This is a genomic window from Microbulbifer sp. MI-G, assembly GCF_030440425.1.
GTDB classification, from domain to species: Bacteria; Pseudomonadota; Gammaproteobacteria; order Pseudomonadales; family Cellvibrionaceae; genus Microbulbifer; species Microbulbifer spongiae.
This window is the reverse complement of sequence record NZ_CP098023.1, coordinates 2,607,627-2,621,233: the sequence shown is the minus strand read 5'-3', so window position 1 is coordinate 2,621,233 and position 13,607 is coordinate 2,607,627. Positions and strand designations below refer to the sequence as shown.

Here is a 13,607-nt window from a genome sequence, read left to right as displayed (position 1 = left end):
ATCTCCCACACCCGGAATGCCCCCATTGGGAGACTTTGTGGCCACTATCCGAGTGGTGTTTAGATACAGTTTCGTGATCGGGTTGTGCCGGTATCCAATGGTGCACGGGTTTTTGTTGCCTCTACGGTACCGGGTGTAGTAACTTCCACCCCTCGAATCTTCCTGCTCCTTCCCCGGCCTGTGAGCAATCCGGAGAGGTGCCGGGCCGAAGTTTCTGTAAGGAAGGCCGCGAGCGCGCTCGCCCCGGAATCCGTGCCGCACTGCGCGATTGTTGTCGGTGTTCCTGCTCCGAAGCGGGTATTCCCTTGCACTGCCAGGCCCTGCCCGGTATAGACAGGTTGTTTGCCAATTGGGTTTGAATAGGTTTGCAGCTTTCTGGTAAGATATGCTAACTCTTTGATTAATAGTGGTTTTTCCTGATTTTGCCCACTTTGGATGGCAGATCGGGTTTTCATGCGGTCTTTGGTGTGGATCGCCACTGAGAGATAAGGACAAACAATGCCCGTTGTTACCCTCCCCGACGGCTCCCGTCGAGTATTCTCCTCTCCGGTTTCTGTGTATGACGTAGCCGAAGATATTGGTCCGGGCCTGGCCAAGGCCGCGCTTGCAGGTGTGGTTGATGGCAAAGAGGTTGATACCAGCTATATCATTGATCGCGATGTCACACTGGCCATTATCACTGATCGTCAGCCTGAGGGTTTGGCGGTGATTCGCCACTCCACCGCGCACCTGCTGGCCCAGGCGGTCAAGCAACTGTACCCCACGGCTCAGGTGACGATCGGTCCTGTGATCGAGGATGGCTTCTATTACGATTTTGCTTACGATCGGCAGTTTACGCCGGAGGATCTGGAAAAGATCGAGCAACGTATGGAAGTGCTGGCCAGAGAGGATATTCCTGTCAGTCGCCGCTTGATGCCACGCAATAAGGCGGTTGAGTACTTCCGTGACATGGGGGAGGTATACAAGGCGGAAATCATTGCCAGTATTCCCAGCGATGAGGATATCTCCCTCTACCGTCAAGGGGACTTTGAGGATTTGTGTCGCGGCCCCCATGTGCCGTCCACGGGGCGGCTGAAAGCTTTCAAACTGACCAAAGTGGCCGGCGCATACTGGCGCGGTGACGCCAGCAATGAGATGCTGACCCGTATCTATGGCACCGCCTGGGCCAGCAAGCGGGAATTGAAGGCTTACCTGCATCGCATTGAAGAAGCGGAGAAGCGGGATCACCGCAAGCTGGCCAAGAAATTTGACCTTTTCCACATTCAGGAAGAGGCGCCCGGCATGGTGTTCTGGCATCCCAATGGCTGGTCTATTTACAGCACGGTTGAGCAGTATATGCGCCGCCGTCAGCGAGAATACGGCTATAAGGAGATCAAAACCCCCCAACTGGTGGATTTCAGCTTGTGGCGCAAGTCCGGTCACGCGGACAAATTCGGCGATGATATGTTTACTCTCACCAGTGAAGAGCGCCAGTTTGCCATCAAACCCATGAACTGCCCCTGTCATGTGCAGGTCTTCAACCAGGGTTTGCGCAGCTACCGGGATCTCCCCCTGCGCCTGGCAGAATTTGGTTCCTGCCACCGCAGCGAACCGTCCGGCTCTCTGCATGGACTGATGCGCGTGCGTGGATTTGTGCAGGACGATGGTCACATCTTCTGTACCGAAAAGCAGATCCAGTCCGAAGTGTCGGACTTTATGCACCTTCTGCACTCCGTGTACAGGGACTTTGGATTCGAGGAGCTGATCTATCGTCTGTCCACCCGCCCTGAGAAGCGCGTGGGTTCCGATGAGAGCTGGGACAAGGCCGAGAAGGCGCTGGCGGATGCTCTGGATGCCGCGGACCTGCCCTGGGAGGAGTTGCCTGGGGAGGGGGCTTTCTATGGCCCCAAGATTGAATTCTCCCTGAAAGACTGCCTGGGGCGCGTTTGGCAGTGCGGCACAATCCAGGTGGATTTCTCAATGCCGGGCCGTCTGGATGCCCAGTATGTGGCTGAAGATGGCTCGCGCCAGGTTCCGGTGATGTTACACCGGGCAGCCCTGGGCTCTTTCGAGCGCTTTATTGGTATCCTGATCGAACATTACGAAGGGGCTTTCCCTGCCTGGCTGGCGCCCCAGCAGGTAGTGATCATGAATATTACCGATCGCCAGGCCGATTACTGTCGCAAACTCAAGGCTCGCCTGGAGGCACAGCAATATCGCGCCGAGGCCGACTTGAGAAACGAGAAGATCGGCTTTAAAATCCGCGAGCACACGCTCCAGCGTGTCCCTTATCTATTGGTAATTGGAGATAAGGAAGTTGAGAGCCAGGCTGTCACCGTGCGCACCCGCAACGGAGAAGACCTGGGCAGCATGACTTATGAGTCGTTTTTACAGATCCTTGCGCGGGATGTGAACCGCCGTGGCCGTATACCTGAAGAAAAGACTTGATATCTGAGCAAATTGGAGACCATAACTATTAAACGAGACAGTAAGGGACGGTCCAAAAAGGCCCGTATAAACGATCAGATTGAGGCATCGGAAATCCGCCTGATCGGCGCAGATGGTGAACAGGTGGGCATTGTCTCACTGAATGAGGCGCTGGAGGTTGCGCAGCAGGCCAGCCTGGATCTCGTTGAAATTGCCCCGGACTCCACGCCGATTGTCTGCAAGATCATGGACTACGGCAAGCACGTATTCGAGGCCAAGAAGGCCAAGAATGCCGCCAAGAAGAAGCAGAAGCAGCAACAGATCAAGGAAATGAAATTTCGCCCGGGCACCGACATCGGCGATTATCAGATCAAGCTGCGCAGCCTCACCCGTTTTCTTGAAGCGGGTGACAAGGCCAAAGTGTCCCTGCGCTTCCGCGGCCGCGAAATGGCCCACCAGGAACTGGGCATGGAAATGATGCAGCGTATTGAAAAGGACCTGGAGGAGCTGGGTACCGTTGAACAGCGACCAAAACTGGAAGGCCGCCAGATGATTATGGTGATTGCACCGGTTAAAAAGAAAAAGTGAGGTTTTGGGGGATGACTTCCCCGCTGCCTCCTTTATGAGAAGTGATTGGGCGACGGCTGCCTCCTCACTCTCGCAGTGCCAGGGGTTTCCCGCTGGCAGTTACTAAGGGGCCTGTTTGCAGGCCATGATTCACTTTGGAGTACAAAATGCCGAAAGCAAAAACACACAGTGGCGCTGCCAAGCGCTTCAAAAAGACGGCTGCGGGCTACAAGCATAAGCACGCCAACAAGAGCCATATCCTCACCAAGATGACCACCAAGCGCAAACGCCAGCTGCGTGGCACCCAGACCATGAACAAGTCTGATGCCGGCTTGGTCGATCGTATGTTGCGCGCCAAGTAATTGGCCCAAAATCGCAAAGGTTTAAGAGGAGAGCATTATGGCCCGTGTTAAACGTGGTGTAGAGGCGCGTCGTCGCCACAAGAAGATACTGAAACAGGCTAAAGGTTACTACGGTGCGCGTTCGCGCGTATTCCGCGTTGCCAAGCAGGCAGTGATTAAAGCTGGTCAGTACGCCTATCGAGACCGCCGTGTCAAGAAGCGTAACTTCCGCGCGCTGTGGATTACCCGTATTAACGCCCAGTCCCGTGTCGAAGGTTTGAGTTACAGCCGTCTGATAGCCGGTTTGAAGAAAGCGGATATTACCCTGGATCGCCGTGTTCTGGCTGATCTGGCGGTATACGACAAAGCCGCTTTTGCCGCTGTAGTTGAAAAAGCCAAAGTAGCCCTGGCAGCATAACCGGTTTTTTTGGTTGTAAGGCCGGATACAGAAAGCAGGGGAGGCTGTAACAGGCCTTCCCTGCTTTTTTGTTTTCTGTGAGCGGCAAACGGCATATCTCCATCCGGGAGTTATTGTCAATTCTGGTGTTCAACAGGCATGATCAAGCAGCACTCTGATCGACTGTTGGCACCTCTTCTCCATCTTTGAACTTCACTCCGGTGATGACTTTGGCGAGGTAGTCAAAGCCTCAGAGCTTCCTCCACTTTCCTTCCGCACATATTCCCAGCTTGATTAGCATGTGCAGCATACCGTCTCTCGACAGGCAGCCTTTGGAACGCTAGGTTCTGTGTCGTATCGTTCCGAACGTGGATTCGATCGGGTTCGTCGTTCAGATGCTCTGCCAGTGTTTCGCCGGGAAATCGTAGAAGTGCATCAGCTCTTCGTGATTCTTGAAAAGACACTCTGCAACTTTCGGGTATTTTGCTTCGTATGTCTGGATGAACGTGTCGAAGGCCTTCTCCGCACCGGCTCTTGTCTCAGCCTGCCAGATGTCGTGTAGGAAGCGCTTGGCTTTAGGCTGGCCCGACTTGGGCAGTTTGTTGAGCACATTGGCCGTCTTGTGTACCCAGCAGCGCTGCTAACGTGCCTCTGGGTAAGTCTCTTCCAGCCCCCATCCAAGAGCCCCATGGCACCGTCTCCAATGGCCAGCTCTGGGGCGTTCATGCCACGTTCTTTCAGCTTCCCCAGCACGCCTTTCCAGCTCAGCGTCGACTTCCGCTGTTCATCTTCAATCGCCAGAAAATGCTTTTCTCCCCGTTCATTCACACTAATGACAACCAGAGCGCAGAGTTTACTTTCTTCCGAACGCATACCACTGTATATGCCGTCTGCCCAGATATACACCCAGCGATCTTTATCAAGTCGTTTGGCTCGCCAGGTATCGTATTCACTCTTCCATTGCCCCTTTAGGCGAGCCACTGTACTGGCCGTCCTTGCTTGGTACCTTCGGCACTTTCACGGGGCTAATCCCGGTCTGTATATCACGCTCTGGCAGGTATCCATTGCGGACTACAGCCGCTCGGCCATCACCCAGGCGACGGCTTTGAAACTCCTCCATGAAGGTGGATAGCTCTGCCTCTACTGCCTTCTGAAGCAGCTCTTGTGCTCCTCGACGTAATAGCTCAGTTAGCGGGTCTACTGTCTCCTGTCGACCTGCTAACTCAACAGCGGTATTCTTATCCATAGCGGCGTATTCCTGGCTGGTTGACTGTTTGGCGACAACAAATCAACCAGATACGCTGCTTTCTAGCAAACCCTCAAACCCCAGATTCGGTTATAATTCACACTAAATTTAGATATATATCATGGAGGCAACAAGGGAACTGATAAGGGGTGACAAAGTTAATCCTATAGAAATGAGTCACCCACTTACATCGAAAAATACACCAGCTATGGAGCTATCTATATAACTGATAAAAGTTTTGAATCTCTTCTTTAATCTGGCATATTCTCACGCATGAATTCAACAGCTTGTTGCATTGCCTGCATTTTAACCTTACCCCGCTCCATCATCTGCTTATTGTGTTTAGCAATATTGATATCATAGGGATTATCCCGAAGAAGCTTAGCGACAAAAAGCAAATTAGTTGCTGTCAAATCAGCATTTCGACGAACGTAGGGTGACAATGCTCCACCTGCTTCAATAAAGCTTGCACCTGGGCCTGCGTCCCCTACCCAATAAAGATCAGTATTCGGTGGCACAGTCGCACCAAAATGTAGTAGATTTGCAAAAGTATTTGCAACACAGTCGTGGCTGCCATCTTCATTACCAGTAACTACACAGCCACAAACAGATCCATACAATGGGAACTGGCCAGTTTTTTCGCACATAACAGTTTTTGTTGTTCCATCTAGCCGCTCTATAACACGCTGCATGACCGATGAACGAACCCCCATCCAAACCGGCATAGCAGGTACTATGATATTGCATTGTTTGATCTTTTCTAGGATCTTGGGCCACTCGTCACCATCTCCTTCGTCATTCTTTATTCCTGCTTTGACATCATAGTCGGCGACTCTGATAACTTCAGTTTCAATAGTTGGTTCAAAGTGCTTAAGTCGAGTAATTAATAACTCTATCAATGCATCAGTATTTGATACTTCCGGACTCTTTTTTAAACTACAGTTTAAGAAAAGAGCTTTAAGTGGTCCTTGCTTTTTCAGTTGGTGAAATATTGATGTCATTTTAGGTTCCTGAGCCTCATTAGTTTAGTTTATTCTAAGGATGTTACATATAAACGAGCTTAATAAAAATAAATATATAGATGCATTTAAATCATTAGTTCAAATGGCCTAAAAAATACAAGTTTTATTTAAGGCCCGGGAATTTTTTTAAATACACTGAATACACAAACATATAATAAAGGTCTTTCATAAATCAATAAATTCATCCATAAAGTATACCGCGGCAACCATCTTTATAATACAGTTAAAATTCCGCGGGTTATCCATATTTTTCACTATGCACATATAAAATTAAAAACTCACACACAATAAATCACTGCATTCAAACAATATATCTGGAAAATAGTTAAATTAACCTCTCAAAAAATATATTCTGGATAGTTTTAATTAGTTTGTAGAAAGCCATCTTTAAAACTGAGATTTATCATATTACCGGCAATCTTATACCAAGATATCACTCGGCTCATACTCACTGTGGTCACGCACACCCCACTCATTAGTTTGATAGTAAAACACGGTTAACAGTCGAGCATCTCATGGTATTTGTTACTAGAAGAGCTTTAATTTTGTGATGAATGTCACATTGTTTCATTAAAAAAAGTTAATTTCAAGTTAATTTTGATCGTACTCCCCAATTTAGGACTTAATACGCACTAAAATTATCAAGCTGGGATATTTTTATCTATCAGCGACAACCCATATTTTGATCCTCTATTCGGTTTAATAAATCCGCAGCGTGTGGTACTGGGCTTGTATCTAACGAAATGTTAAAATTTGTTATTTCCATCCACGAAAATCAGCGATGATATAAGGTGTTATTGCCGGCGAATTTTATTTTGTGTGCTGTCTCTAGATTTTCTATGATATCGCCGAAAATTTTTCTATGCTCAATATGTTGGCTGAACTCTGTCTTTTGCTGCTCGTGTTTAATTTGTAAGTTTGTTTGGGGTATGCGATATATTACTATTGTTATACCCGCAAGCGTCAGGGTTCCAACAAGAATCTTTATGGCTGGATCATAGTATGTGAAAAAGTTTGATGCGCATTGGACTGAACCACATATCTCATAGGATGGTGAGAGTAAGGATATTGAGATTGGGATGGTAGTTGCATTAAATATAATTGCGCCAAAAATTAAGACGCTTAACAGGAATCTATCTTTAAACAAAGAAGGAGTTTCTTTTTTGGGGGGGTATGCGGATTTTTCTCAAATGCTCAAACATTGTTTATATCTTTACCGTTGATGTATATCCAAGTGCCTATCTATTGTCTTTTTTATTGTGGATTAAAAAGTTTTCATTTTTGAGAGTGCAAAAGTCAATTATTTGTTTTGAACTGGGTATAACAACTACAGAACTAGCTTCCTTCTGTTTTTCGATTGTATAGCAAAATAGGCTGACCGCCACTCATTTCAGCACCCGCAGGTTTAGACTTTTCTTTACACAGTGAAATTGGGAGGTGCAGAGAAACTAATTAGCCATATACTAATAGTATGCGAAGCTAACCGCGCTGCTTAACCTGAGGGCAGAGTGGCATAAAGTATGGCTTGGTTTTCATGGCTGATTTTTTAGGTAAGATTTAACTTTTTCTTTAGCCTTTTCTTTGCTTTTTTCCTTTTTCACAATTTAGCTCTTTTTTGGTGGTAGAATTGATGCCTTTGTCTAGGCAGCCAGATTTTTGTGGTTCATGTTCCATGAACATTTTATCTTTCAGCTTGTTTTTCTTGAGTTCAGTATTAACCTGACCAATTTTTGTCTTGCTTACCATGCTGGTTCACCTACCAAATTTTTATAAAGGTAACTAGGGTTTTGCGATGTTCCAGAATCCGGAACATATACAAAATCTAGTGATGAGTAATAATTGATAAGCTCTTTTTCAGGAAACATAATTCTTAACGGTTTCGCATCAATCAACCTTGCATAAACTTCGTAAGCCGTAACTGAAATAGGCGTGATTCTACCCACAAGTGGATTGTTCCGTACTGGATTTCTTTCGATAAAGTCCAGCCTGACACCTGAACCATGAGTAGTGTATTCGACGTGGTCAATCACGCCGGCATGGAGCGCTTCCTAAAGGAGTATGGAGTGCACCATCTGAAGCGCATGCTGTATGGCCGCCGCAGGCGGCCCACCCAGGATGTTTCCACTGTCACTGCCCGGCATGGGCAGCCGGAAGTGGAAACCGCAATCTGGCACCTGTATCTGGAGCGTGACGGCAACAATTGGAAGCCGCAAGGATTTTGTGGCCAACTGGTTAAGTGGCGGAGAGAACACTGCCCTCTTTGAACCCTACCTGCACCCGCATATCGAGTATGCCGGGCATCCCCTGACGGTGAGACCGGTGGTCAGGGCAACCTCTACGGAATACTCTGGTGAACAGCAGGAGCTTTCCTGACCTGAACCTCGTAAGACACCCCCCGCTATTATTCGGCCCACAAAGTTGCCAGATCCTGTCCTTAAATTACCATCCTGGCTTTTCAATTCTCTTCATCACATAGCAAAGCCAGCAGTGTTACCCCATTTTGCCTTGGCAGCGACAAACTCAAGATAATTCAGGCACTTAATCAACTGGCATGTATTGATTTGTATATTTTTTGAGCAGATAAAAGGACCTGCGATCACTCCTCCCCACGCCTGCCGGTTTTGCGCTTTTCCTTAGCCAGTGAAATTGGAAAACACCGCAAACCCCCGCCAGCCATGGGCTGTAGCGATTTTCGGGATTTCACAAATTGAAGAAAAATGAAGAGATTTTTCACAGGCCAAATGACTGAAAGCCAGTAACTACGGGGTTTTCCGGGCGGTGTAAGAACCGCTGCTGTTACAGTGGCTTTTTTGTGCCCGAAATTTGTCAGTTATGTCGAGAAGCCGGGGAATACAATACCCTTCGGGCAAATCAACCGGACCTGGTCCTTTGGCAGGTTCTTAAGCTCTCGAGGCCTTAACGACTTGCTTAAGAAACAACCAGAGGAAGCCACTATGGCCAATCGAAACTCCCGACCCGTCTTTAACGAACGCGACGACCATATCCTGTGGGTCACCTAGCAGCAGTTATTGCACTACTATGATAACGGTGACGGACTGTTTATGAAGAATGCGGATACTGGTGAATCCGTCTGCTTCTTGCATGAAAACGCACACCGCCTCGGTGCCACTCCAGAGGAAGCAGCTCTCGCTGATCGTGTTGCCGAAGTTTGTGAGATGCTCGATTTTCTCGCCACTATGGTGAGGATTACCTGACACTCAGTCCCGCTGCCCGCAATAGCCTGAGCCAACTGTTGGGTGATCTGCATGCCAAACTTGAGACTGATCAATCCTAACTACTCAAAGCCCGGCATTGCCGGGCTTTTTACCGTGGGCAATTTTTCTATTTTCTTTCTATTTATTATCGACACTGTCGGTAAGTGTTATCCAGAGTTTGCGCTTAAACTTAGTGGACATTTTGTGGACACTTTAACGAAAAAAGGCGATATCAATTTCTTAATCTCGCCTGTATCAGCATTGCAACTCATTGAATTTAAAGATTTTTTATTAGATCTGTCTGCTGGGCTCGAACCAGCGATTCAATGAATACCAATCATTAAGCCCCGTTTCTGGTGCTCTCCATGAAAGATGTCGCCGTTGTAAGCTATTGCCGCACTGCCATTGCCAAAGCGCGCCGGGGTGCCCTGAACCAGACCCACGGCATCCCCATGGCGGCTCATGTGATGAGTGAGGCTATTAGCAGAGCGCACATTGCGCCACAGGAGGTCGAGGATGTGGTGTTGGGCTGTGGTCTCCCTGAGGGCGCCACCGGGCATAACATCGCCCGCAATGCAGCACTTTACGCGGCGTTCGGGATGCAAGTTCCTGGCTTTACCATAAACCGCTATTGTGGCTCAGGCCTCAATGCGGCCTCCGTTGTCGCTAACCGCATTGCCGCAGGCGAGATGCAGATCGGAGTTGCCGGAGGGGTTGAGAGTATTAGCCTGGTGCAGTTCAACTTGAATTTGAACCACTTTGTCTACGAGCCTCTTCAGCAAAAGATACCTGCCGTGTGGTGGACCATGATCCAGACTGCAGATTTTGTAGCTGACAAATATCAGATCAGTCGCGAATCTCAGGACAAATACGTTGTTGAGTCACAAAGGAGAGTCGCAGCTGCACTCAAAGCGGGCAAGTTTGCCGAGGAAATTGTCCCTTTCCAAACAGTAATGTCTGTCAGAAACAAAGAAAGTGACGAGGTTAGTGACAAAAATGTGATCTTAGTTGAAGACGAAGGTCCGCGGCCCGATACTACGCTGGAAGGGCTCTCCGCACTGGAAACGGTAAATCCCGGTGGCACAGTAACTGCGGGAAATGCCTCCCAGCTTTCGGATGGTGCCGCCGCAGTTGTGATGATGGATGCCAAACTGGCTGCGCAGAGAAACCTGCCCATCTTGGGTTTGTTTCGCGGAATGCAACTGTCTGCAGTCGCTCCCAAGGAAATGAGTATTGCCGTGACGCCGGCAATAAAAAAATTGATGAGACATCACGGCATTTCCATGACGGGTGTTGATCTCTGGGAGCTACATGAGGCCTTTGCCGTCACCACGCTTTATAACCAGGCAGAGCTGGATACACCTTGGGAGATTACCAATGTAAACGGTGGGGCCATTGCCCTGGGGCACCCCTACGGCATGTCAGGTATCCGTTATCTGGGTTCCACCTTGCTGGAACTTGGTCGACGGGGGCTACATCACGCAGTTATTGGGATATGTACGGCCGGTGGTATGTCGACTGCAGCCTATTTGGAGCGCTGAAGATCTCCCAGGATCATTGCATCGGCTCTGGCCAGTTGACGGACTCAACAATGGTCCTCATTTGGCGGTTACCAACCACAGGCGATTGCGTTGGGAAACCCAGAAGTGTTAACCCTCGTTACAGGCTTCTCGAGTTTCGTTTAGGATGCACGATAAAGGCATTTTTAAGGGGTGTCTTTTTTCGAGCTGTCAATAATAACAATCCGGGTTACCTGGAAATAGGTCAGGCCTAAATCAACCTATTGATTAACCTGAGCTATTTGAAAGCCACTGTAGAATGTTTGTTTTAAGTGCCTCCCAGGGAAGTGGTCCATTTTCCAATATTTTTTCATGGAATAGCCTGATATCAAATCGGTTTCCCTGTTGCTGCTGGGCCAGCCTTCTCAGAGACAGAATTTCATGCGCCCCTACATCATAGGAGGTTAACTGCCCCGGTTCTGCAACACTGCGGTAAAAGATCTGTTGTGCGAACTCCCGGTTAAAAGCACCGGATTGCAAAATATAATCAATCACTTCTTGTTTGCTCCACCCCTCTAAATGGAGACCTGTGTCCAAAACAATGCCTCTGGCGGGCCAGGCCCTACGACTAATCAGTGCGTATTCGTGCCGGTATAAGCCCATTTCCTCAGCAAGGAGTTCACTATAACGCCCCCAGCCCTCGATATAGCTACCAAAAAAGGAAAACCGTGTTATTGGGTGTATATTGTGCCCTGACTGCCAACTTGAGATTTGCAAGTGATGGCCAGGATAGCCTTCATGATAGGCAGCTACTTCAAGCCTGCCTTTGCTTTGCTGTTTGGGATCTTTAAAGCTGATCAAAAACTTTCCTGGCTCTCCAGGTTGATACTGAGCCGCACCGGCAGGCGCTTGAGGCGGCAATGGAGTTATCGCAAGCTCATTTTTCGGCACTGTAGTAAACCAAATTGCAGATTTTTCCTTTGCATTTTTTAGGTGTTCTGATAAAACTGTTTTCATCTCATCTTCAGATTTGAACAGGTTGTTTTTGTCATGCAGTACTTTTTGAATAATGGTATTGAAATCGCGAGTATCGTAGAGTTCAAATCCGATACTTTTAATTTTGTTTGTATTTTCTCTGACTGTATTTTTACCTAAGGCTTTTATCTCTTCAGGGGGAATGTCTTTATTATTCCAGCTTCTCAGAAAGGCGGCGTAGCATTGGCGCCCTTTAGGCAGTTCCAGCAGGGAATAGCTCTCTCTTGCAGATGGAATATACTGCTGTTCTAGAAATTGCACATAGTACTCAATAGCTGGATTGATCAACTCTTTGACAACAGTCGCTAGTTCTGTCTGGAATGCCTTATCAGTACTGCGCTGGGCTGGAGACATAAATGGCTGCTGGAATAGATCAAGATTGATCATTGCGCGTAATTGCATAACTGTTTGCTGGGCAATCTCTTTTGGCATAGAGTATCCTAACGCCAAGCCCGTTTTAAGGTTGTCAACTTCATTTTTTATGGTTTGCGGTATTTTTTTCCAGCGTGAAATAGCCTGGGCCTGTAATTCGGGACTGCTTACAGGCTGTAATTGTGCCAGTTGTAGGTAGTCACCCTGCCAACCATGGTTGCTTGAGATACTTTGCCATAATTCTCTTCTACATACTTTCAATGCCAGCTCTGTTTCAAGAGATTCACGCAGTATGGTATACACTATTTGGGCGTTGTGGGATTTAATTAGCTCAGCATCCAGCGCCATTAACTGTTGGTATAAGGTGTTTTGAAGTTCTGATTCTTGTTCGAGGCTTTTCCGGTCATTCTCTGGCAGGTAACTGTGATCTGCGTAATCAAGATCGAGTGTATAAACAGAGATCGGGTTTTTTTTAACAGAAAAATCGTAGTAGCGGTCAGCAATCTCGTTCAGTACCCCTTCAGCCTCTGATTGTGTGTTGATACTGGTAAAGTCTTCCTTTGGCAAGGGTGCCACTTGGCAGGCGGCTAAATGATAGGATATTAATAGTAAAATATTTTTTATTATTTTTTTCATATTTTCCTCACAATGGGTTGATCAATAACCCTGCTTGTTTATTTCAATCTATCTATTCTCTCCGGCAGGGATTCCTGTTCAAGGGTTTCCAGGGTTAGTTGTAACCGATCCATAAGGTCATCCCCTATCTCTTCAAACAGGTCTTCAATCGCCAGTGCAACCGTTTTATAAATTTCTGCTTGGGCGAGGGCCTCCGATTTGCCTTTTTTGGTTAAAGTGACTCGTTTTCGGCGTAGATCCTGCTTGTCTGAAACACAGGTCACCAGTTTCAGCTTCTCCAAAATGGTGATTCTTGATGCAACGCGTTGATGAGAAAAATTAAGTGCACGTGCTATATCGGCAGTGAAGGATGGTTCATTTTCACTAAGAAACAACATAAACGACACATCGGTGACCGGTGCAGTGACCCCTTTGGCTTTGAGTAGCTTTGATCCGTCTTCACAGATTAAATCTCTAAGTCTCCCTGCCATACTGGCTAAAAAGGCTGCGCGGTATTTGGAGGCATAGAAAAATGGCTTGCTTGAGCTTGGCATATTCAAGTATTAAACTTATATACAAATAATTGTACAAATAGTTGCATAAACTCTTTTGCTTGTCAAAACAATACGGCGTTTGTCGTTGATTTTCACGCCGATAGTTTTCACACGGCTTTACTGTCCTGAAATGTGCAGTCTCTAGGAGTTTAAGTAAACGATAGTGCCAGTTAAAGGTATGATGATTGCTGAGGTCTATATCCGGTTAGGGTTAAGGTATACGACAAAATAGCCAGATCGGTCTCTGGGTGGTTATTCAATAATAGCGCCAGGATATCCAGGGGCCAGGATACCTGGCCGTTGCATCGTGAGAGAGCAAGATAGCCCTAACATGGGTA

13 protein-coding genes and 1 pseudogene are annotated in these 13,607 nt (G+C 47.5%); 8 read left to right on the top strand and 6 right to left on the bottom strand.

Annotated elements, in window-relative coordinates; genetic code table 11:
• Window positions 1-498 precede the first annotated feature (498 nt).
• The 4 genes from thrS to rplT all read left to right on the top strand — a co-directional run bounded on the left by thrS (window position 499) and on the right by rplT (window position 3,732).
• A complete protein-coding gene (thrS, locus tag M8T91_RS11065) occupies window positions 499-2,427 on the top strand; it encodes a threonine--tRNA ligase (RefSeq protein WP_301414218.1) in 1,929 nt (642 codons plus the stop codon).
• Between the two features lie 12 nt (window positions 2,428-2,439).
• The gene (gene infC / locus M8T91_RS11060; RefSeq protein ID WP_436970300.1) at window positions 2,440-2,994 is read left to right on the top strand and encodes a translation initiation factor IF-3; all 555 of its coding nucleotides are present in this window, start codon (window positions 2,440-2,442) and stop codon (window positions 2,992-2,994) included.
• Between the two features lie 146 nt (window positions 2,995-3,140).
• Window positions 3,141-3,335, top strand: coding sequence for a 50S ribosomal protein L35 (gene rpmI / locus M8T91_RS11055; protein WP_020413351.1), 195 nt, complete (start codon window positions 3,141-3,143; stop codon window positions 3,333-3,335).
• Between the two features lie 37 nt (window positions 3,336-3,372).
• Window positions 3,373-3,732 carry a 50S ribosomal protein L20 gene (rplT, locus tag M8T91_RS11050; protein ID WP_301414217.1) on the top strand — a complete coding sequence of 120 codons (360 nt, stop codon included), beginning with the start codon at window positions 3,373-3,375 and terminating at the stop codon, window positions 3,730-3,732.
• Window positions 3,733-3,874: 142 nt separating this feature from the next.
• On the opposite strand, the pseudogene M8T91_RS11045 reads toward rplT, so the two are convergent.
• The 4 genes and pseudogenes from M8T91_RS11045 to M8T91_RS11030 all read right to left on the bottom strand — a co-directional run bounded on the left by M8T91_RS11045 (window position 3,875) and on the right by M8T91_RS11030 (window position 7,922).
• Window positions 3,875-4,957 (bottom strand): annotated as a pseudogene (locus M8T91_RS11045) (IS256 family transposase).
• Window positions 4,958-5,208: 251 nt separating this feature from the next.
• Entirely contained in the window at window positions 5,209-5,958 is a 750-nt protein-coding gene (locus M8T91_RS11040) for a flavodoxin family protein (RefSeq protein ID WP_301414216.1), read from the bottom strand.
• A 1,590-nt stretch (window positions 5,959-7,548) separates the two neighbouring features.
• Window positions 7,549-7,725 (bottom strand): hypothetical protein, encoded by a 177-nt coding sequence (locus M8T91_RS11035; RefSeq protein ID WP_301414215.1) that lies wholly within the window; start codon window positions 7,723-7,725, stop codon window positions 7,549-7,551.
• Window positions 7,719-7,922: a hypothetical protein gene (locus M8T91_RS11030; RefSeq protein ID WP_301414214.1), complete on the bottom strand. Its 204-nt coding sequence runs from the start codon at window positions 7,920-7,922 to the stop codon at window positions 7,719-7,721. Before M8T91_RS11030 ends, M8T91_RS11035 begins: the two co-directional genes overlap by 7 nt.
• Window positions 7,923-7,979: 57 nt before the next feature.
• On the opposite strand from M8T91_RS11030, the gene M8T91_RS11025 reads away from it, so the two are divergent.
• The 4 genes from M8T91_RS11025 (at window position 7,980) to M8T91_RS11010 (ending at window position 10,735) form a co-directional block, all read left to right on the top strand.
• Window positions 7,980-8,243 (top strand): hypothetical protein, encoded by a 264-nt coding sequence (locus tag M8T91_RS11025; protein ID WP_301414213.1) that lies wholly within the window; start codon window positions 7,980-7,982, stop codon window positions 8,241-8,243.
• A 765-nt stretch (window positions 8,244-9,008) separates the two neighbouring features.
• Entirely contained in the window at window positions 9,009-9,194 is a 186-nt protein-coding gene (locus M8T91_RS11020; RefSeq protein ID WP_301414212.1) for a hypothetical protein, read from the top strand.
• A 51-nt stretch (window positions 9,195-9,245) separates the two neighbouring features.
• Window positions 9,246-9,524, top strand: coding sequence for a hypothetical protein (locus M8T91_RS11015; protein ID WP_301414211.1), 279 nt, complete (start codon window positions 9,246-9,248; stop codon window positions 9,522-9,524).
• A gap of 35 nt (window positions 9,525-9,559) precedes the next feature.
• Complete coding sequence (locus M8T91_RS11010; protein ID WP_301414209.1) at window positions 9,560-10,735, top strand: thiolase family protein; 1,176 nt, start codon at window positions 9,560-9,562, stop codon at window positions 10,733-10,735.
• 246 nt (window positions 10,736-10,981) lie between these two features.
• Here the strand turns inward: M8T91_RS11010 and M8T91_RS11005 are convergent, their stop codons facing one another.
• Window positions 10,982-12,736 carry a DUF885 domain-containing protein gene (locus M8T91_RS11005; RefSeq protein WP_301414208.1) on the bottom strand — a complete coding sequence of 585 codons (1,755 nt, stop codon included), beginning with the start codon at window positions 12,734-12,736 and terminating at the stop codon, window positions 10,982-10,984.
• 38 nt (window positions 12,737-12,774) lie between these two features.
• Entirely contained in the window at window positions 12,775-13,269 is a 495-nt protein-coding gene (locus tag M8T91_RS11000) for a MarR family winged helix-turn-helix transcriptional regulator (RefSeq protein ID WP_301419071.1), read from the bottom strand.
• Window positions 13,270-13,607: the final 338 nt, after the last annotated feature.